Origin of the sequence: uncultured Sulfitobacter sp. (assembly GCF_947500075.1) — a bacterium.
Classification (GTDB): domain Bacteria; phylum Pseudomonadota; class Alphaproteobacteria; order Rhodobacterales; family Rhodobacteraceae; genus Sulfitobacter.
On the sequence record NZ_CANMQS010000007.1, the window covers coordinates 14546 to 34890 of the forward strand.

Sequence of the window (20345 nt, forward strand, 5' to 3'; positions counted from 1 at the left end):
ATGTCGAACGAGACCCAATCCCCACATAGACGCTGGCTGCTTCTCACCCCTGCCCTGACAATCCTGACGATTGCGGCGGCGGGACCGTTGCTGATCGTACTGGTGTTCTCTTTCCTGACACCCGGAGACTACGGTGGCGTTATCTGGAAGTTCTCGGCCGACGCCTGGTTCAATGTTTTTGCCGAGCGTGACTTCTTTGACGAAACAGTCAGTTTTTCGGATGCCCACCTGTCGATCTTCTGGCGCAGCGTGCGGCTGTCGCTGCTGACAACCATCGTGGCCTTTCTGGTTGGCTTCCCGACGGCCTATTTCATCGCCACACGACGTGAAAACCGGCGCAACATGTGGATGTTGCTGATCATGGTGCCGTTCTGGACCAACCTGTTGATCCGGACCTTTGCGGTCATGGAGATCATTCGCAACGAAGGCGTGCTCAACAGTGTCCTGATCGGCTTGGGGCTGATTGATGAACCGATCCAGTTGCTGTTCACGGACTTTGCCGTGACGCTTGGCATGTTCTACGTCTACTTGCCGCTGATGGTGCTGCCAATCTATGCCAGCATGGAGCGCATGGACTTTTCTTTGGTCGAGGCCGCCTATGACCTTTATGCCTCGCGCTGGAGGGTGCTGCGCAAGGTCATTTTGCCAATTGTGAAACCGGGCGTGGTTGCGGGGTCGATCCTTGTGTTCATTCCCTCGCTCGGGGCCTATGTCACGCCGCGCGTGCTGGGGGGCGGCAAGAATTTGATGATGGGCAATCTCATCGAGTTGCAGTTCGGTCAGGGCCGCAACTGGCCGCTTGGTGCCGCGCTTTCGATCACGCTCTTGGCGGTCGTCATGGTCGCGCTGGTTTTTTACGTCCGCTCGGCGGGATCCGAGGAGACGCCTCATGGCTAAATCCCGTGCATTTGATGTCCGCCGCCAGTCCGGCTTTGTGTTTATCGCGCTTAGCTGTTTCGTGCTCTTGTACCTGCCGATCATCCTGTTGGTGGTCTATTCCTTCAATGCCGGCACCAGCATTGCCGTATGGGAGGGCTTTTCCTGGCAGTGGTATGTCTCAGCATGGCAGAACGAAAAGGTTCAGGACGCGACCATACTGTCGTTGATCATTGCCACCTGTGCATCGCTTGTTGCCACAACCGCCGCTGTGATGGCCGCGTTGGCGACAACCCGCACGACAAAATTCCGGGGGTCGGGGTTGGTATTTGCAATGATCAACCAGCCGCTGATGATACCGGAAATCGTAACAGCCGTTGCGCTGTTGATCTTCTTTGCGATGATCAAGGTCGCGACCGGTTACACAGGTCTGTGGTACCTGATCATTGCGCATTCGGCCTTTTGTATTCCCTTCGCCTATATGCCGATCCGGGCGCGATTGCAGGGGATGGACCTGAATCTCGAACAGGCCGCGGCCGATCTCTATGGCCGCCCGTGGCGCGTATTCCGCCGGGTGACGTTACCCCAATTGTGGCCGGGTGTGCTCGCCGGAGCCATGCTGGCTTTTGTGATCTCGCTGGATGATGTGGTTATCACAGAGTTTGTGAAATCCGCAGGTCAGGACACCTTGCCGACCTATATGCTGGGCCAGCTGCGCCGGGTCATCACACCCGAAATCAACGCCATCTCAACCGTTTTGCTCGCGATCTCCGTTGCTCTGGTGGTCGCGTTCTACATACTTTCACAGAGCAAAAAACAATAACTCAGGGAGAAACTTCATGCGAACACTGGCAACATCCTTGGGCCTTGCGGCGACCCTCGCGTTCCCCGCACTGGCCGATGGTGAACTGAACATCTACAACTGGGGCAACTACACCAACCCCGAGCTGATCGAAAAGTTTGAGGCCGAGACCGGCATCAAGGTTACGATCACCGATTTCGACAGCAATGACACCGCGCTAGCCAAGGTCAAAGCCGGTGGTCACGGTTTTGACATCGTCGTTCCCTCGGGCACCTATATTCCGATCTGGGTGGGCGAAGGCCTGCTGATGGAAACAAACCCCAGCGAAATGGAGAACTTCAAGCATATGGACCCGCAATGGGTCGATGTCGCCTTTGACCCAGGCCGCAAATACTCGGTTCCCTGGCAGTGGGGCACGGTGGGTGTAACCGTGAACACAGCCGTTTATGGGGGCAATCCGCACACTGCTGCAATGTTCCTCGATCCGCCAGATGAACTGAAAGGCAAGATCAACGTTGTTCCTGAAATGAATGATGTGATGTCGCTGGCCATTTACTATCACGGCGGGACGCAGTGTACCGCTGACAAGGCCGTCTTGAAAAAAGTACGGGACACGCTGGTCGAGGCAAAACAGCACTGGCTTTCGATTGACTATGGCACCATTGAAAAGTTCGTCAAAGGCGACCTGGCGGCGGGTGTGAACTGGAACGGAGCTTCGTTCCGCGCACGCGCTCAAAACCCAGACATCGTCTATGGTTACCCGCAAGAAGGGTATCCGGTCTGGATGGACAACGTTGTGGTTCTGTCAGATGCAAAGAACCCCGACAACGCCAAGATTTTCCAGAACTTCGTCATGGCACCGGAGAACGCCGCTCTGATCTCGTCCTTTGCGCGGTACGCCAACGGGATCCTCGGGTCCGAGGCCTTTATGCCCGAGGAAATGGCCACGGCTCCGGAAGTTGTCATTCCGGATGACCTCAAAGCCGCGGCCTATGTGGCAGAGGTTTGCCCACCGGAAGTCACCAAGATCTACACCAAGATCTGGACCGAGCTGCAAAAGTAAAGATGTCTCGATGACAGGCGGGGTGCCCGGTTCAGGGCACCCCGACCACTGGAGAATGCAATGCCCGATATCGTCATCCTCAACGGGCGGGTCATCACATTTGATGGACCGGACGCCGAAGCCTTGGCCATCGAAGGCGGTGTCATCACCGCCGTTGGCTCGAACGCCGAAATTCGCGACATGGCAGGCAGTGCCCGTGTGGTCGATGCGCAGGGGGGAACCGTCCTGCCGGGCTTTATTGATAGCCACGTTCACCTCTTCGGTGGGTCGGCGGAGCTGGACTTTCTGAACCTGCACGGTGTTCGTGGTGCTGACGCTTTGGCTGAAGCCGTGCGCCCCTACGCGGCTTCGCGTCCTGACGACAAGCTGTTGTTTGCGTGTTCGATCGACTACGCCATGATGGGGGATCGCGGCATCACGCGCCACGATCTGGATGCTGTCATGCCGAACCGACCCTTTGCAGCGGTCACGGCGGATCACCATACGGTCTATGCCAACACCAAGGCGCTCGAAGTGGCCGGTTTGCTGCATGGAAAGGAATGCGGCTTGGGCTCTGAAGTGGTCATGGGCAAGGATGGCTTGGCCACCGGTGAATTGCTGGAAGCGGCTGCGTTTGAACCGATTATGGCGATGACCAACTTTGGAGGACGCGAAATGCTGGGCATGGTCACCGGCGCCGATCCGGTGCCGATGCCAGATGCGCAAACCCGCGCCATCGACAAGGCTGCAATTGCAAAAGGCTACACACATTGCGCGTCAATGGGCATCACCGGCCTGCACAATATGGATGGCAACTTCTATCAGCTCGGGCTGCTCTCCGAGATGGAGCAAGAAGGCACGCTTTTGTGCCGCACTGAAATACCGATGCACCTCAAACATACCGACCCGGTTGAACGGGTCGACGAGGCTGCTGAGATGCGTGCCCAGTATAACAGCGATATGGTTTGGTCCAACCGGGTCAAGATGTTCATGGATGGCGTTCTGGACAGCAAGACCGCCTTTATGCTCGAACCATATCCCGGCACCGATACCCGCAGCGAACCGTTGTTTACGGACGCACAATTCAAGCAGGCCTGTATTCGTGCGGACGCCATGGGCCTGCAGATTGCCGTGCACGCGATTGGCGACGCGGCGGTGCACCAGACACTGGATGGGTATGAGGCCGCGCAAAACGCCAACGGCGTTCGAGACAGCCGCCATCGCATCGAACATATCGAAACCATCCATCCCGACGACATTCCCCGCCTGAAACAGCTGGGTGTCGTGGCCTCCATGCAGCCGCTGCATGCGCCGCTCGGTGGGTTCTTCCTGCCCCCATATGAGGCCGGTGACATTCTGCATGCCCACCAGATCAAAACGGCCTTTCCCTGGAAAGACATTCAGCAATCGGGTGCCAAACTGATCTTTTCGACCGATTGGCCGGTGGTGCCGGTGGACGTGATGCCGACGATCCAGGGGGCTGTTGCCGGTGCCGACCTGCCGGATATCTGGCCAGATCAGCGCATCGGGTTACGCAATGCACTCGCTTGCTATACCCGCGACAACGCCTGGGTCGAGTTTAACGAGCATCGCAAGGGCCGCCTGAGCGCAGGCATGATGGCAGATGTGGTCGTCCTGAACGCCGATCTCGAAGGCATGCCTATTGATCAGCTGGGCACCGCAAAAGCTGCCGTGACGATCTGCGGTGGCCGGATCACCTACGAAGCCTGACACCAAGCAGATATCAGGAGGCAACATGTCCAGCAGTTACAAGAACTCCGAAGTCGCGCCTCCGATCATGAAGGGCGCGCCGCCACCGCCGGAGCAACGCCTGCCCAGGATTGACTGGGATCGCCCGCCATGGAACCGCTGGGCCTTTCAAAGAGTACAGGAGTTCCTGCCCACCGCGCCGATCCGTAAGGGCGAAAAAACCTCGTCTTTGCCCATGGATGTACAGGGCATTGGCGGGATAACCTGTGAGACGGAAAGCGGGCCCAAAACCATCGACCAGTTGGTCGATGACACCTACACCGATGGCCTGCTGGTCATGATCGGCGGCAAGGTGATCCACGAGAGCTATTACAACGGCATGGATCAACGCACGGTGCATTTGGCACAATCCGTGTCGAAGTCGATCACCGCAACGGCCGGGGCTGTTTTGATGGATCAGGGCCTGATTGACCCGCAAGCACCGATCACAGACTACCTGCCTGAACTTGAGCAGACCGCATGGAAGGGCGCCACCGTTCAACAGGTTCTGGATATGACCACGGGCGTGCGCTATGAGGAAAGCTACGACATACGCGACAGCGACATCGGCAAGACTGATTTTGCCTCTGGCTGGAAACCCGCCCCGCCGGGCGTGGATGTCACGGATTGGCCGACTTGCGTCTGGGAACAGATCCAGACGCTGAAAACGCTGGAAGACACGCACGGCAGCCGGTTTCTTTATCGGTCAATAGAAACCGATGTTCTGGCGCACGCAATGGAGCGGGTGACGCAAATGCGTCTGCCGCAGATCATCTCGGAGAACCTCTGGGCGCCGATGGGGGCAGAAGAGGATGCGAACATCACGGTGGACCCTTCGGGCTATGGACTTGCCTGTGGCGGGATCAGCGCGTGTCTGCGCGACTTTGCGCGCTTTGGTCTCGCGATGCTGAATGATGGTCAGGTGGATGGCCGCCAGGTGATCCCGCAACGCTGGATTGACTCCACGCGCAATGGTGCTCACGGCCTCTTTAATGAAAACGGACGCAACTATTTCCCCAACGGGGCCTATCGCAACCAGTTCTGGATCGAAGACCAAGACAAAACGGGGCATCTGTGCCTCGGTGTGTTTGGGCAGACCATTTATGTCTCGCCTGAACGCGGCATGGTCGCCGTCAAGCTTTCGACTTGGCCGGATTTCCAGAACTCGGACTTTTTGAAGGAAACAATGGCCGGGTTCCATGCGATTTCGCGTGCGTTCGGGCATACGGGTTAAAAGGGGACACCGCAGTGACCACCACGGATCTGGCATATCTGCCCGCCTACAAGACCCTTGAGATGTTCAGGGCAAAAACCCTTTCGCCGGTTGAGCATATGCAAGCCGTTCTGGACCGGGCAGGCAAAGTAGAGCCACATATCAACGCCTTCACCTACACGTATTTCGATGAGGCGATGGACAAAGCCAAAAAGGCCGAGGCGAAATATGCGGGGGGCAAACCCGTTCGCAAACTTGAAGGTTTGGCAATTGGCGTCAAGGACGAGAGCGAGATCAAAGGACTGCCGACGTCAAATGGATCTCTGGCAATGAAGGACTATGTTGCTGACCGAACATCACCTGTGAACGAGCGTATGTTGCGCGCCGGAGGGATTGTCCATGCACGCACGGCAACGCCGGAGTTTTCATGTACTGTGACAACACACAGCAAACTCTGGGGGATAACCCGGAACCCGTGGAACCTTGAGCTTAGTCCCGGTGGATCTTCGGGTGGGTCTGCTGCATCGCTTGCTGCGGGGACTTCGGCGTTGTGTTCGGGGTCGGATATCGGTGGCTCGATCCGCATTCCCTCTTCAACCTGTGGGCTCTACGGTCTCAAACCCACATTTGGGCGCAACCCGGCGGATACTCCCTTCAATTTGGATCACTATGCAGTTGATGGCCCACTGGCACGCACCGCCAAAGACATGATTCTGTTGCAGAATACAATGTGTGGCCCACATCGTGACGACATGGTTTCACTGCGTCCGAAGCTGAATATCCCAATGGATGTGCAGTCAATCAAGGGCTGGAAAATCGCCTACTCCCCGAACCTCGGATTTTATGAAGTCTCTGAGGATGTGCGTGAAAACACCGAAGCGGCTCTGGACGCCTTCCGCTCGGCTGGCGCCATCGTGGAAGAGGTGGATCTGCGTTGGACATCGGATGTGCTGGATGGCGCGATGCAGCACCTTGAGCATCTGTTTGGCGGTTCCCTGATGGCAATGGTCGACGAGAACCCGGATATCTTCATGCCGTACACAAGGGCAATCGTTGACGGTGCGCGGGATTCGAACGCAGTCAAGTTCCTGGAAGCGGGCGAAATCGCCAACCGCATGTATAGCGAATTGAGCAGGATTTTTGCCAAGTACCGCCTGCTGGTCTGCCCCACAACTGCCCTACCTTCGGTACCTGCCGACAGCGATGGTGTTACGACGCCAATCTACATCAATGGCAAGCAGGTCCATCCTTTGCACGGCTGGATCATGACAGTGCCTTTCAACATGCTATGCCGTTGCCCCGTCGTCTCGGCACCATCCGGCATTGGTGCAACCGGTGTACCGACAGGCCTCCAGATCGTAGGCCACACCTATCGGGATCAGGACGTGTGCAGGGCCGCTCTGGCCTATGAAGCGGTTCGAGGAGAAGGATTTGCTGGTTCCGGCGAGGTTCCAAAGATCTGTGTTTGATGACACGTGTTTCGCCGACCTTCGAAAAACTGTGTCTTCAGGATTCGCGGTCAGGGCGCGGTCTGTGAATTAGATCAGAACCAACTATTTGCAGATCAGCAAGTGACGCCTCTTGCGGACCGTGCGCAGCAATGCAGTCAGAAGATGAACGGCCGTTTGCTGGTGGCGCTGGGAAGCTGTGCAATGATGTTGGCTTGGCCAACTGGGTGCGTTGCCGGACGGCCAGGTCACACGTTCTGTGGATGGACAAAATGGGATGCTGCTCTTCAGTCTTGATATCTACGAAGCGCATTGTCGGACGGCGGACCGCCTCGCAAATCGCTTCTGCGTCGACAGCAGCTTCGCGCATCTGATCGCCTTGTTGAAGGTAATGCAGCCATTCTCCGAAATGTCGTGCACTTGAAATACGTCCTTGGCCAGTTCTAGGCCGACTGTTGTTACCTGCATTGGGTGTCTCCTTTCCCAGCGGCGAAAGACAAAAGCACCATGGCGCATTACGACGCCGGTGGAGCAGGAACCATCCACCCACACCCAGAATGACTGTCCCCCGCAGCATCTGTCACTCTCGTTAGGAGTCAGCGCTGAGCTGATGTCAGCCCGCAGCCAATTCTCGCAAGCGACCTAGATCACTGTGCCGCGACCCAATCGCGTCACTTTGCTTTCCTGTGCGCAGATCACAAATCCGTTGCAGATCTGCGATCAGGGCCGTGAACTCCATGCCGCTCGCGGTAAGGGTTTGCATGTGTTTGTCCAGCAACGTCATCGTCGGCTTTTGAATGAAGCGCGACACCAGCATATCGTGATGTTGGGTCGCAATTGTAGCGACGTGGTCATAGACGGGCAGCATTGCTCTGGCGGCTCTTCCAACCCACTTTTCCTTGGCCCCCGCACCTGCCATCAGCTGATCCAGCAGTGAAAAACACTGTAGGGCCGACGCTAAACGTGGTTGATCGCTTGCAATCATGTAAGGCGCTTTTTCGGCAAGAACGCCCAAGTAGAAGGGATCAGATGCGCTGCACAGGCCAAGGCGCAAGTCCACTTCGGCAACGGCTGACAAATCGCCCGCATTCGCCCCCCGCCAGACCTGACGCCCTACCCGGTAGGATTTTACGTATGGCCGCACGCAGTAGAAAAATCTGTCCACATCGAGATTCTTGAACAAATCAACATTGGATGTGACGATCCGGGAAAGAGCAGCCTCTGCCTGCGACAATAACTCAAGTGACAGTGGGTGGGACAACCCGAGAGGCTCAATGCGCGCCAGTGAATCCGCCGCCTGCAAGTAGTTGAGTTGCCCCATACTGTTGCGCTCCACAAAGAACACCTCGTCCTTGCGCCGCGTAAAGCTGCGATCATCACCGTTTTTGGCAAGGTTCAGATATTGCATCTGGCTGGTGACGAGCCGAGGCGCAACACCTAACATCAGACCCAGTTTTGTGGCCAAAGCGGAAGCTTCCACCAGAGGAGACTCTGTTTCGCGCGACTCCAATGTGATTTCGTGACGCCTGCATGCTCCCATGTAGTAGCCCACATTCCCCAACAGATAATATGCCTCTTGCGGCGTTGAACATCCGTTCCAACGCTCAAGGATCGGCGCAATCAAATTGCGACCCTCGGTCAGTAGACGCTCTTTGAGGGCATCACCGATACCTTCGACATTGGTTCTGTCGTCTTGAACCCAGTACAGGTCTTCCAATGTGCAGTTCAGATCAACAAAGGGTCCCCGGATCCATGCGTCAAAGGCTTCTAACAAACCATCCGTCGAATGTGACATTTAGCGACTTTCCTTTCGCCCGATTTGTTCAGACGCAGTGAATCCAACGGCCATTTTAAGACCATAGGAAAACGATGCACTAACTATTCATCCGCCCCCCTCCCGATGGGGGCACGCCATATCCTGTTGGGTGAAGCAGCCGGTACATCCCGTTACTGACCGAGGCTGCGAATTGTACGAATGTCCGAGGTACATCCCAAGCAACCATCTGGATTGTTGACACACGCCCAGCAAACCGTCTCCCTTTTCAAGGTATGCGCGCGCTGTTACCAATCGTCCAGTCGTAAAGCTTGCTTTAGACTGTCGGGCTTCAACGAAAGTGACATTGTTCATGAAAAAGCTGACTACATCGCAAGTGCAGGACGCGCCGAAAGTGGATGCGCGCAAAGGTGTTCAATCCGTGGACAGGGCCTTTGACATGCTGGGCGTGTTTGAGCATTCCGAGCAGCCGCTTGGGGTGAAGGACATTTCCGAGGCGACAGGGATGACCCCGTCGCAGGTGCATCACTATCTGGTTTCGCTCACCCGGTCTGGCGCAATCGCCCAACGTCCTGATGGGCGGTATGAACTGGGTGTTTTAACGCTGCAACTGGGCCTTGCTGCGCTAAGACGTTTGGAGCCGGTCGAACGTGCGGTTCAAGCCGCCCGTGCCCTTCGCGATGAAACGGGTGAAGCGACGTTTATTGCCTTGTGGGGCAGCCATGGGGCGACGATCATTCGGTACTTTGAGGGTTTTCGGCCCGTCACTGTCGAGATACGCGCAGGGTTGACGATGCCCCTGATTGGGTCGGCCACGGGGCATGTTTTTTTGACGTGGCTTAATGAACAGGCAACGGCGGAGTTTGTATCCAACGATACCGGCGCAGACGCGGAGGCGATTAAATGCGCCACGAAAGCCGCGGGCTTGGGCCATGTTCACGGTGACCTTCTGCCACGCATCTCTGCGCTGAGCGCGCCTGTCTTTGACCGTGACGGGCGGCTTGCGTTTTCCATGACCACATTGGGCTGGATTGATGCGTTTGATGACAGCCTGGATGGGACGCTGGCGCACCGTCTTCGCGCGGCAAGCAGCGATCTGTCAACCGCGCTTGGGTATGCCCCTTAACGCACCTCTAACGTCAGGTAGAGCGTCAGCATCGGGAAGGCGAGCAAGATCGCCAACCGCAAGAGGTCTGCAAGGATAAAGGGGGTGACCCCTTTCCATATCGTCTTGATGTTGATGTCTTTGGTCAGCCCTTTGATGATGAAAAGGTTCATGCCCACGGGCGGCGTGATCAGGCCTATCTCGGTCGCGCAGACCAGCAAGATCCCGAACCACACCGGATCAATCCCAAGCGATTGGATCAGTGGGAACACAATCGGAATCGTCACGAAGATGACCGAAAGTCCATCCATCACGCAGCCCAGTGCGAGGTAGATCAGCATCAACGCCATCAGCACCCCCATCGGCGACAGGCCGGTGTCAGCGACAAAGCCGACAATCATGGTGGGCAGATGTGTGCGCTCAATAAAGGCATTGAACGCAGCAGTGCCGACAATGATCAGGAAGATCATTGCCGTCGTTTTGGCCGCATCTTCAAGCGCGGCAGGCAGAAAGCCGAACGAGCGGTGGCGGACTACAGCCGCGAGCAGGCCACCGAAAGCGCCAACGGCTGCGGCCTCAATCGTGGAGAACCAGCCGGTATAGATACCGCCCAGAACCAAGCCGAACAGAAGCGCTACCTGCCAGACCGCACCAAGCTGGCGCAGGCGTGTGGCCATCGGTGCTTTCTGCGCCAAGGGGGCCGCGCTTGGGTTGCGCCAGACGGAATAGCGCACTGCACCAAGGTAGAATGCCGTCGCGATCAAGCCGGGGATAAGGCCTGCGATGAACAGTTTGCCAATCGAAGTGCCTGTGAGGATGCCATAGATCAACAAGATGATGGACGGCGGGATCAAGATGCCAAGTGTGCCGCCGGCCGCAATTGCACCGGTTGCCAAGCCATCGTCATAGCCACGCGCCCGCATCTGTGGCATCGCCACCCGCGTCATTGTCGCGGCAGTGGCAAGCGACGACCCGCAAATCGCGCCAAACATCGCACAGGCCCCGATGGTTGCTTGCGCCAACCCGCCACGCCAATGGCCCATCACCGCAAACATACCGTCGTACAGCTTCCTGGAGAGGTCCGCGTGGGTGACGAAAACACCCATCAGAATGAACAGCGGAATGACCGAAAGGCTGTAGGGAAACACGCTTTCAAAGGCGGAGGCGGCAAAGGTCAGGCCGGTGGCCTTTAGCCCCGTAAGCAACACCCCTCCGACAAGGCCCACTGTGGCCATGGCGATCGCAATGGGCACCCGTAGAAACACAAGCACAAGAAGGGAAATGAACCCGACCACGCCCCACACTTCTGTTGCGATAGCCTCAAACACGAACCGGTCTCGCGAAAAGGTTGAGGCATAGCTGTGCGGCACAAACCAGCCAACTGAGTGCTGCACCGCACATCAACATGCCCCAGTACCAGATCATCGGAATTTCAACGTTCTGTGACACATCCCCGTACCGCAGAACCCGCGACGCCTGGGTCCAACCGTACCACAGCAACAGGCTCAGCACGCCAATACTTAGGATCAGCGCAAAGCACCTGAGTGCCAGATCAGCACCGGGTGACAGACGGTGATCATAAAGCTCTACCGCCACGTGAGCCCCTGTCAGAAAGGCGCGGGGCATGGCCAGATAGGCAAAACTGATGACTGCAAATTGGGTCACGTCGACAAGACCAAAATACCCCGTGCTGAAAAACTTCCGGGCAAAGACATCTGCCACAGTGATCAGGATGACACCGATCATCAGCGCACCACCGATCCAGATCGGAACGCGGGTTATCAGGTCCAGGAATCTATGCACCACGGGTCCTAACATAGAGATGGACCCGCACGGGCGTACGGGTCCGCAAGGTCATAGCGACATCAGATCAGTTGGCAGAGAGCGCACGGGCCTCGGCGATCAACGCCGCACCGTTTGTACATTCGTCCGCCAAGTCAGCCTCAAGACGGGTGACCGTCGCAGCCGTCGCGTCGATCCAAGCCTGACGCAGTGCCGCGTCCGGTGAAATCACCTCGCCGCCTGCATCTGTGATCTGTGCCGGGCCAGCAGCGCCCCAAGCCGTCCACCAATCAGGAAACTGCGCCACAAGCGCGTCGCCTGAAATACTGTCGATTGCTTCTTGAACGTCCGCAGGCAGACTGTCGAACTTGTCTTGGTTCATGATGAAGTAGAACGGTGTGGTATAGGCCCCGATCTCAATCGCGTTTGTTGTCACTTCTGTGATGCGGAATTCCTTTAGCCCCGCCCAAGGCAGCACAACGCCGTCCAGCGCACCCGTTTGCATGTTCTCATACACCTGCCCCGGAGGCATACCGACAGGAACACCGCCAAGATCTTCGATCATTGCCGCAACATAGGGGGACGGGACGCGGATGCGCAGACCTGCAAGATCTTCGGGGTTCTCAACCCGCTTGCCACCTGCTGTTGCCAACACGCCTGGGTCATGCGCCATAAGCGCCAGAACCTTCACATCCGCATGTTCATCGGCGAGGTATTCTGGGTACACGCTCCACAACACCTCGTTCGCTTCTTCAACGCTATCGGTCAGGAACGGCAGTTCGATGACTTGCGTACAGGCGAAACGGCCGCGCGGGATGCCGTGCAAACCAAACGATATATCAGCGATGCCATCTGCAACCTGATCCCACTGCTTGGTGATCGTGCCCAAAGCAGAGCCAGCGGTTTGGATATCAACAGTCACCTGACCACCCGTCGCTTCTTCGATCTGGCGGGCGAAAGGCTCCAGGAAGTCAACATGTAGGCCCAGAACCGGCGGTAGATAGTGAGACATCGTCAACGTGATATCCCCGGCCTGCGCTGACCCTGCCGTAAGGCTCGCCACTGCGGTTGCCCGCAAGATTGATTTCAGCGTCATCGTCAGATTCTCCCAGATTTACTATTGGTAAACATATTTATTTTTTGTACTTTTGAGTACGCCAGCCCGATTTGCAAGGAAAATTTGACGTGACGACGAAGGCACCGGTCTATGATGTGGATTTCTACGCGGACGATTTTATCCGCGACCCGCATCCGCATTATGCCGCCATGCGCGCGCTTGGGCCTGTCGTCTATATCCCGTCGCTTGGGAATTTCGCGTTGACACAGCACGTCGCTGTGCAAAACGCGCTGCGCGATCATGCGCGGTTTACCAGCGCAAAGGGCGTTGCAGGCGACAAATTCGGGTCAGACTTCTTGCAAGGCAACACTGTCGCCTCTGATCCCCCCAAACACACCAAACTGCGCCGCGCCATGGCCCCGCCATTGCTGCCCGGCGCACTGGAGACCATCCGCCCCGAGGTTGAACGCGTTGCCGATACGTTGATTGAAGGGCTGGTTGAACGGGGCAGCTTTGATGCCGTCAGTGACCTTGCCCGTCACTTGCCGCTAAAGATCGTGACAGAGATGGTCGGCCTGCCGGACTTTGGCCAGGACAATATGCTCAAATGGGCCGCTGCGGCTTTTGACGTGCTGGGCAAACAGAATGAGCGCGGCCAACAGGCATTGGTTGCCATCGCCGAGATGCGTGCGTTTATCAAGGGCCAGGTCACCCGCGAGACGCTGAAAGAGGGCAGTTGGACCTACCGCATTCTTGATCTGGTGGACCAAGGCGCGCTGAGCCCTGAACTGGCCCCGTTTGCGATCCGTGACTATATCAATCCAAGTCTGGACACGACGATTTCAGCGACGGGGCAGTTGATATGGCAACTTTCGCAAAATCCCGATCAGTGGGACAAACTGCGCGACACTCCTGATCTGTGCCGGAATGCCGTGAACGAGGCGGTGCGCCTTGGCAGCCCCATCCGCAGCTTTTCGCGCCACACGACCCAAGAGTTTGAGGTGGCAGGCGTTACCCTGCCTCAAGGGACCCGCGTGATGATGCTGTTTGCCTCTGCCAACCGCGACGCTCAGGTCTTTGATAACCCAGACCAGTTTGACGTGACCCGCGACCCCAGGGATCACCTCGGTTTTGGCAGTGGCATTCATATGTGTATTGGGATGCATCTTGCCCAGCTTGAGATGATCTCTTTGCTCAAGGCGATGATCTCGCGCGTTGGTCGGATAAAGGTGGGCACGCCCGAGATTGCCCTGAATAACACAATCGCCGCCTTCGCGACGTTGCCCACGACCTTCCAGGCAGACACGCGCGCGGCAGTGCGTGCACCAGCAGCTGCGACGCAGCCCAGCTTGTTGAATGCGCAAGTTATCGAGCGAAAGCGCATCACCAAAGACATCGTATCGCTGACCTTGCAATCCTCTGATGAAACCCCATTGCCAGTGGCGCGGGCGGGTGCCCATGTCGACGTACACATCCGCGACGGATTGGTGCGGCAGTATTCGTTGACCGGCCAGATGTCATCGACCTATGAAATCGCAATTCAAAGGGAGCCACAGTCGCGCGGTGGATCGGTTGCCATGCACGACATCTATCAACGGGGCGCGCAGATAAAGATCAGCCCCCCACGCAACAACTTTCCGATTAGAGCCGGTGCGGGTCCCAGTCTGCTGTTCAGTGGTGGTATCGGCCTGACCCCGATCCTTGCGATGGCCTGGGAACTGCACGCGGCCAAGCGCCCGTTTGAATGGCACGCCTCGGCGCGGTCTGGCGCTCATCTGGCTTATGCAGAGCACCTCAAAAGCCTGCCATTCGCAGATCACATCCATGTGCACCTTGACGATGCTCCGATACATCAACCCGACATTCCAAGCAGCCTTGAGGCAGCGTCACAAGGCACGCATGTCTACATCTGCGGTCCCAAAGGGTATATGGCCTTCGTCCAATCCAGCGCTTTGGAGGCAGGACTGGATGCGCAACACATTCATGTTGAACACTTCGGCGCGGAAATCGACGTCGACGGGGATCCGTTTGAAGTGGTCGCACAGAAGTCTGGCGTGACACTTGAAGTTGGGCCAAGGGAAACGATCCTGCACGCCCTGAACCGTGCTGGTATCGCAGTCCCGACATCATGCGAAAACGGCGTTTGCGGCAGTTGTTTGACACCCGTCGTGAGCGGCACACCAGACCACCGCGACCTTGTTCTGACGGATGGTGAAAAAGCATCAAACAACCACATTGCCGTATGTTGTTCGCGCTCCAAAACCAAAAAGCTGGTATTGGACCTTTAAGGCTGGAATGGCTGCAAGACGGCACGGGCATCCGCACCCCAGCAGATGGCGATCTCCCGGACGACGTATCTGGCGTTCTGGTCGCACAGGCGTTCTTCCCCGGTCACCTCCGCCATTGAAATGGCGGGGCAGCTGAATATGCTGGGCGCAGCCCATCCCGACATCAAAAGCGCAGACGACGGGACCTATACCCACTTGGCCGAAGCCCTCGCCGCATTCCAGACAGGGGCTTTCCGGTCTGACGAAAATCAATTCGATGCGGTCCTGCGCACTGGCGACCTGTCGATCCTGTCAGCGGAAGCTTAGGCCGGGCTGACCTTTGTTCTACGGAAGAGCAAACTGCGCGTCCTGCCATAGCGGTGCATTTCATGATCTTGAGGCGATCATACGCCATTATCTGGCCCCGGTGGAAAGCCCGGAAAGCGTTGATGTGTCCGCGATTGCTTTGCCTTCCCTGGACCATGTCATGCGGCTTTCCGGCGGGGGGTCGGACTGCGGATATGTGCGTCTGGATCCCTACCAGAAGTCGGCGTTTGATCTTTGGCACAACTGGGTCATGCAAACGCCCGCCGTGAGAGAACGCATCGCAGCGGAAACGCCAGTCTGTACGGTCAGAAATCTTCTCTTAGGCCAGCAAGGGTGCCCGGAACCTGCGCACAAGAAAGGCAAAGCCCAGGCCCGTGACATAAGCCAGTGGCAGGAAGAAGAACGTCGGGCCAATGAGCTCGGGAGCGTCTAGGATCCCCATGATGACCACAATCGACATGGAGATATTGGGCATACCAATTTCCACTGTAACCGACCGAACCTCAGCTTCATTCAAGCGCATTGCGCGACCCAAACTATAGGCAAGCACCATCATCATCAGATTGAAGACCACAACCGCGCTCAATGCTTCCATAGAGGTCAACATCTCGACCCGGCTGATCAGGAAAAAGCAAGACGTGATCAACACAACTCCAAAGCCCCCTAGAAACAGTGGCCTGCGGATCGCTTCGGCGATACGTGGCGCGAAGCGGCCCAATGCCATCCCGCCAGCCACTGGCAAAAAAGTGGTCAGAAAGATACGTGCCGCAGTTTCCCAGAATGGCAATTGGAGACTTGAGCCCTCGCCGTAGTAATGGACCACGCCAAAGGAGACAAAGACCGGAACGGTTAGAAATGCCACCATGCTGGATATCGCAGTCATGGTAACGGACAAGGCAACATCACCTTTGGCGATGGCGCAGACAGCGTTAGACGGTGCCCCTCCCGCGCAAGAGGCAATGACGATGAGGCCAACAGCAACAGGTGCCGACAAATTCAGCGCCAGACCTAACCCAAACGCGACGCTGGGCAGCAGCACCATCTGTCCTGTCAGGCCCAAAAGCAGGGCACGGGGTTGCTGGATGACGCGCAGAAAATCCGGCATGCGTAACGTCGTGCCCATTGCAAGCATGACGCCCATCAGCCCGATGATTGCAATAGTCGTGATGATCGCTGCGATATCCATCTGTAAACTCCGGATTGTGCGTTGGTCAGGCACTGCCATGCAGCAGGGCTGACGCGTTTAAGAAAAGGAAGGGGGGCCTCTAGCCGCCGGGCAACATACGCCGCAACGTGCTGTCGCGATCCACTGCCGCGTGTTTCACAGCCGCCAGAACATGCGCGGCAAGACACGTAACAATCAGCCAATAGACCGTCGCATGCGCAACGCCCAGGACGCGGTGCCAATGATCCGCAATCAGATTCAACGCGCCATAGTCGATCTGGTAAAGACTGGCGACAAAAGGTTGTTCTACGGTTGAGGCAAGCGCTATGCCCAACCCGATCTGTGCAAAGATCAGAACATAGAGGCTGCGATGTATCACCCGCGCCCCGGTTCTTTGCCAAGCGCTCAGTTCGGCAGAGAGTTCGGGAGCGGGATGGATCAGCCGCCACACGAGCCGGATCACCACCAGGATCAGCAAGGTGGTGGCTGACCAGCCATGGTGGCCGTATTCAACTGCCTTTTCGACATCTGGGAGATCGGCAAGTCCATTGCCAAAGATCAACAAGGCTCCGAGATTGATCGCCACCAGCCAATGAAGCCACTTGTCCACGGCACTGTAGCGCAGCGGTCGCGCTGTCGAAGCGGCACCTTCGGACATCATTGCGCGCAGACCTTGACTGTCGGTTGAAAGGCGGATCCCAAAAGTAATGTATCGCCATAAGGGACTGCAACGCTGACTGATGATTGCACCGACCCGTCATTTTGAACCACGCGCGTGCTCCTGCTCGTTGCGGGGTCAACGCGGTAGACTTCGAAAGGTGACAGCTCTTCGCTGTCCTTGATGTGCGCATCAAAGGCCATCAGGTTCAGATGGCTTGCCACCCAAAGCTCTCCGGTATCGGATATGCTGATATTGTCAGGCGCCGCGCCGACAGGAATCTCCTGCCGCAGACCAAGCGTGTTTGTCACCGCGTCGCGGTCAAAGACCTTGAGCACGCCTTCTCGCAGGGCCGTTGCATAGACTGTCTGGCCGTCGTCCGTTGTCGCCACGCCGTTTGCAAAGGCCATTGGGGCCACTTTTTCAACAGTTCCACCGGCATAGACTGACAGGTCACTGATTTTTCGGGCCAGGATCATCTCGACCATATTGCCAACCGCACCAAAAGCGCCGCGATCATTGGTGAAATAGAAGGTGTCCAGATCAATTGCAGCGATGTCGTTGGGCGACCTGAGCCCGTCATGCTGGTGATGTCGCACCAGTTTTAATGCGTTATCCTGCACCTCAAAAACATAGGCATCATGTCCGGCAAGCGGATCAGCCGGGTGGCGATGGTTCAGCACAAAGAGGTACTGCACACCGTCAAAGGTCTTCAGATCAACCCCGTGCGGCAGGAATGGCAGATCAGGGTCAAGCCCTTCGATTGGCAATTCAGTCAAGGCATCACTGCCATCCAACGCCAGCCGATGCAAAGCCCCCTTTACCGTCTCGCCTGCCATACCGCTTCGACGATCAAAGGAAGAAATGTAGGCCACGCCAGCGGCATAATCGACGGCAATATCCTCTGCCCCGACCATGTCGCCGATGGACCGACAGGCCAGGGCCGCGTCCGACGACACAGCGTTAAATGCGCCCATGGTCGACATCGTGGCATAACCACCACCCGCAGAAAGAGCCAGCACAGCAGCGCTCACATACAACCAACGTTTCATAGCGACGATCCTTTGATATGGTTTTGCTCAACAGGCAGCGCATAGCGTGTCGCCGCCTCTATTATTCGTTTGATGACGGGGACATGTCCGGCACGCCCCGGCGCATACAGCATGACGAACGTCTCGGTCGGGAAGATACGCTTGAACCGCGCCATGGAGTGCAGCTCCCCCCACCCTCTTTCGATGACCGTTCTTGCGTCGCTTGGGCTGAGGATCGTGTGCATGGAACCATCCGAAGGATGAAAATGCCCGATTTCTCCGCAAAGACCTGTTGCGGGGTTTCCACTCTCAACATCTCGCAGCCAGATCGCAGGGTTGTGCTTTTCAAAGCGGCTCAGCTTGTACTCAAGAACCTCCCTGTTGTTGTTCATGATGTCGTCAAAGGCGTCAGAAAGCCGTTGCATCACCTCCGGGCCGGGGATCTGGCTGACTTGACGATGTGGCACAGCATGCGGTGCCACGATGGGGCGCGGCATATCGCGAGGTGGAATTCCCTTCAGATAGGCCACGTCGCTGGGACCATTCAGAAGCTCGGAAAACACCGATTGATCCAGGGGGTCCCCGGCAAAGGGGCGCATTCCGGTAACCGCGACCCAGCCCCAGATGTTAGTGGGCAATCCGCCCTCGCCCAGTGCCTTCCATGCGCGATAATCCCGTACGGACCAGAGAACGGCGATGATGCAAAGAACCGCCAAACATACAAAGACAAGCACTGGGCTGACTCCTATTGGTTTGGCGCCGCCGGGCGCAGCCAAATCTTGCCAGGCCAAGACAATCGCGCACCCAATCAGGACCGATGTCGCAACACCAAAGACTTGTTTCAGACCCGTCAACTTCTCATCCTCAAAACTGCCGGTCGCCAATTGCGACCAACTCAACATCGCAATCCATTGCGAATGCTGAAATGTGGAAAGAAGTCAGGTGAATGGTGAATTCGGCTCAGTTGAGCCTTTTGTCCTGCCGGAAGGACCCCGGCGTTTTCCCATATCTTTGCTGAAACGCCTTGGACAGATTGCTGGGGTTGTCGTAGCCGACCCGATACGCAATTTCCTCCAACGGCAAATCCGTTCCATCAAGAAGCGCTATGATCTCCCCAAAGCGTTCTTCGTTTTTGACAGCGAGGAAGGAGCGGTTCTGCGCTTTCAGATGTCGTTTCAGAGTCGCTGCGGACATCCCGAGCAACTCAGAAACAGACGCGATAGAGCTTGCCTTCAACCCCAGTTTTCGGACTGCCCATTTGACTTTGCCAATCGTGTCCAACCCGTCCGGAGGAGACGACAAATCTCGCTGGAGCCGCGAGCGTGCTGCGGAATTCAATTGTCCATCAGACGACTTTACCGGCATTTCCAAATGGTCTGGCCGAAGACGTAGAAAGCTCTCGGGATGATCAAAGATAACCTCGACACCTGAGGGGAGAACTTTGAGTGGGTTCTCGGCTTTTGTGGCGGGCCATGCGACAAACAGCTTTTCGCCGAGAGCTTTGTCTTGTGAGCCAGTCAAGGATCGACCAAGCCAAACCATAAGTGAGAGGCTGGTGATGGTATGAAATCTAACAGTGGGATCTGGTGTGTGTGGGTTGCCGGACCGCAGCACAATATCAAATTGTTTTGGTGCTTTGCGCAACTCCAGCACCTGGCTCCCACCGGATCTGGTCGCGAAATTCTGTGGAAGCTGATCATAGGCATCGCGCAATCGGCTGGCACTGCGCAGCACCAAGCCAAACAATCCGTGCGGTTGCTGACTTAGCCGCTGACCATAGCACCAGGGCAGCATGGGGTCTGGGTTTGCATTGAACAGATTGCTCACAATCCGGCTATAGCTGTCGCTGCCAACAACTCTGGGCTGCGCCGTCAAATCCCGAACGGCAACGCCACTGTCGCGCAGCAAGGCATCCAGAGGGACCCCAAGGTCCGCCCCAAATGTAAGCACCAACTCCACATACTCAAAGGGCAGTGCAAAGTTGCCCAATCCCACTGTATCGACCTGTTTCATTGTGAGCCAAAATAACCATGGCACACGCAGTTTTCA

Annotated in this window: 18 protein-coding genes and 1 pseudogene; 9 read left to right on the forward strand and 10 right to left on the reverse strand. The window is 56.8% G+C overall.

The features are described 5' to 3' along the window. The 6 genes from Q1A91_RS19120 to Q1A91_RS19145 are packed head-to-tail and all read left to right on the forward strand — an operon-like array spanning position 1 to position 7151. Entirely contained in the window at positions 1 to 897 is an 897-nt protein-coding gene (locus tag Q1A91_RS19120) for an ABC transporter permease (RefSeq protein WP_299881443.1), read from the forward strand. After that, entirely contained in the window at positions 890 to 1699 is an 810-nt protein-coding gene (locus tag Q1A91_RS19125; protein WP_299881446.1) for an ABC transporter permease, read from the forward strand. Before Q1A91_RS19120 ends, Q1A91_RS19125 begins: the two co-directional genes overlap by 8 nt. A gap of 16 nt (positions 1700 to 1715) precedes the next feature. Continuing rightward, positions 1716 to 2741 (forward strand): extracellular solute-binding protein, encoded by a 1026-nt coding sequence (locus Q1A91_RS19130; protein ID WP_299881449.1) that lies wholly within the window; start codon positions 1716 to 1718, stop codon positions 2739 to 2741. Positions 2742 to 2801: 60 nt separating this feature from the next. After that, on the forward strand, positions 2802 to 4451 hold the full coding sequence (locus Q1A91_RS19135) for an amidohydrolase (protein WP_299881452.1): 1650 nt from the start codon (positions 2802 to 2804) through the stop codon (positions 4449 to 4451). A 25-nt stretch (positions 4452 to 4476) separates the two neighbouring features. After that, positions 4477 to 5703, forward strand: coding sequence for a serine hydrolase (locus tag Q1A91_RS19140; protein ID WP_299881453.1), 1227 nt, complete (start codon positions 4477 to 4479; stop codon positions 5701 to 5703). Positions 5704 to 5717: 14 nt separating this feature from the next. Further along, the gene (locus Q1A91_RS19145; protein WP_299881456.1) at positions 5718 to 7151 is read left to right on the forward strand and encodes an amidase; all 1434 of its coding nucleotides are present in this window, start codon (positions 5718 to 5720) and stop codon (positions 7149 to 7151) included. A gap of 205 nt (positions 7152 to 7356) precedes the next feature. Here Q1A91_RS19145 and Q1A91_RS19150 read toward each other — a convergent pair. Both Q1A91_RS19150 and Q1A91_RS19155 read right to left on the reverse strand, forming a co-directional pair. Further along, positions 7357 to 7598, reverse strand: a pseudogene (locus Q1A91_RS19150) (IS110 family transposase); the annotation flags it as partial. Positions 7599 to 7743: 145 nt separating this feature from the next. After that, positions 7744 to 8925: a monodechloroaminopyrrolnitrin synthase PrnB family protein gene (locus Q1A91_RS19155; RefSeq protein WP_299881459.1), complete on the reverse strand. Its 1182-nt coding sequence runs from the start codon at positions 8923 to 8925 to the stop codon at positions 7744 to 7746. A gap of 331 nt (positions 8926 to 9256) precedes the next feature. Here Q1A91_RS19155 and Q1A91_RS19160 point away from each other — a divergent pair, with 331 nt between their 5' ends. Continuing rightward, positions 9257 to 10030: an IclR family transcriptional regulator gene (locus tag Q1A91_RS19160; protein ID WP_299881464.1), complete on the forward strand. Its 774-nt coding sequence runs from the start codon at positions 9257 to 9259 to the stop codon at positions 10028 to 10030. On the opposite strand, the gene Q1A91_RS19165 is transcribed toward Q1A91_RS19160, so the two are convergent. The 3 genes from Q1A91_RS19165 to Q1A91_RS19175 form a co-directional block, all read right to left on the reverse strand. After that, positions 10027 to 11337 carry a TRAP transporter large permease gene (locus Q1A91_RS19165; protein WP_299881467.1) on the reverse strand — a complete coding sequence of 437 codons (1311 nt, stop codon included), beginning with the start codon at positions 11335 to 11337 and terminating at the stop codon, positions 10027 to 10029. The two genes, Q1A91_RS19160 and Q1A91_RS19165, sit on opposite strands and share 4 nt — an antisense overlap. Then, the gene (locus Q1A91_RS19170; RefSeq protein ID WP_299881470.1) at positions 11330 to 11812 is read right to left on the reverse strand and encodes a TRAP transporter small permease; all 483 of its coding nucleotides are present in this window, start codon (positions 11810 to 11812) and stop codon (positions 11330 to 11332) included. Before Q1A91_RS19170 ends, Q1A91_RS19165 begins: the two co-directional genes overlap by 8 nt. 67 nt (positions 11813 to 11879) lie before the next feature. Beyond that, the gene (locus tag Q1A91_RS19175; RefSeq protein WP_299881473.1) at positions 11880 to 12887 is read right to left on the reverse strand and encodes a TRAP transporter substrate-binding protein; all 1008 of its coding nucleotides are present in this window, start codon (positions 12885 to 12887) and stop codon (positions 11880 to 11882) included. Positions 12888 to 12976: 89 nt separating this feature from the next. Between Q1A91_RS19175 and Q1A91_RS19180 the strand changes: the two genes are divergently transcribed. Together Q1A91_RS19180 and Q1A91_RS19185 are read left to right on the forward strand one after the other, a co-directional pair. Continuing rightward, the gene (locus Q1A91_RS19180) at positions 12977 to 15136 is read left to right on the forward strand and encodes a cytochrome P450/oxidoreductase (protein WP_299881476.1); all 2160 of its coding nucleotides are present in this window, start codon (positions 12977 to 12979) and stop codon (positions 15134 to 15136) included. A gap of 45 nt (positions 15137 to 15181) precedes the next feature. Further along, positions 15182 to 15442: a hypothetical protein gene (locus Q1A91_RS19185; protein WP_299881479.1), complete on the forward strand. Its 261-nt coding sequence runs from the start codon at positions 15182 to 15184 to the stop codon at positions 15440 to 15442. Between the two features lie 319 nt (positions 15443 to 15761). Here the strand turns inward: Q1A91_RS19185 and Q1A91_RS19190 are convergent, their stop codons facing one another. From Q1A91_RS19190 to Q1A91_RS19210, 5 genes are all read right to left on the reverse strand, one after another. Continuing rightward, entirely contained in the window at positions 15762 to 16628 is an 867-nt protein-coding gene (locus Q1A91_RS19190) for a bile acid:sodium symporter family protein (RefSeq protein ID WP_299881483.1), read from the reverse strand. A 79-nt stretch (positions 16629 to 16707) separates the two neighbouring features. Continuing rightward, positions 16708 to 17268 (reverse strand): cytochrome b/b6 domain-containing protein, encoded by a 561-nt coding sequence (locus tag Q1A91_RS19195; protein ID WP_299881485.1) that lies wholly within the window; start codon positions 17266 to 17268, stop codon positions 16708 to 16710. Then, positions 17265 to 18317 carry an SMP-30/gluconolactonase/LRE family protein gene (locus tag Q1A91_RS19200; protein WP_299881488.1) on the reverse strand — a complete coding sequence of 351 codons (1053 nt, stop codon included), beginning with the start codon at positions 18315 to 18317 and terminating at the stop codon, positions 17265 to 17267. Before Q1A91_RS19200 ends, Q1A91_RS19195 begins: the two co-directional genes overlap by 4 nt. Continuing rightward, positions 18314 to 19198 carry a hypothetical protein gene (locus tag Q1A91_RS19205; RefSeq protein WP_299881491.1) on the reverse strand — a complete coding sequence of 295 codons (885 nt, stop codon included), beginning with the start codon at positions 19196 to 19198 and terminating at the stop codon, positions 18314 to 18316. Before Q1A91_RS19205 ends, Q1A91_RS19200 begins: the two co-directional genes overlap by 4 nt. Positions 19199 to 19256: 58 nt before the next feature. Then, positions 19257 to 20309, reverse strand: coding sequence for an AraC family transcriptional regulator (locus Q1A91_RS19210; RefSeq protein WP_299881494.1), 1053 nt, complete (start codon positions 20307 to 20309; stop codon positions 19257 to 19259). Positions 20310 to 20345 lie beyond the last annotated feature (36 nt).